This window comes from Pseudomonas sp. PME37.24/025 (assembly GCF_055556615.1).
In genome coordinates this window covers 1-275 of the sequence record NZ_JBVHNK010000154.1, presented here as the reverse complement: position 1 = coordinate 275, position 275 = coordinate 1, and the positions used below count along the sequence as shown (strand labels likewise).

Annotated in this window: 1 protein-coding gene; it reads left to right on the top strand. The window is 65.8% G+C overall.

The features are described from left to right. Window positions 1-275 (top strand): FAD-dependent oxidoreductase (locus ACZ3HH_RS29885; RefSeq protein WP_465810175.1); only part of this gene is annotated, 275 nt, incomplete at both ends.

Genomic DNA, 275 nt, shown 5'->3' with positions numbered 1-275 from the left:
AGCGCGGCAAGCTCGATGCCCTGGCCAACAATGCCCTGGCCAGTGGCGTGGACGAGCTGCAGCCCATCGACAGTGCTCGCCTCAGCGTCCTGGAGCCCGCAGTGCGGGGCGTTGCCGCCCTACTCTCGCCCAATACCGGCATCATCGACAGCCACGCCTATCTGCAATCGCTACTCGCCTGCGCCGAACGCCAAGGTGCTGAACTGGTATTGCAGACCCGCGTCGACAGCCTCACCCATGACGGTGATGGCTGGATCGCCAGCGGCACCAGCGCT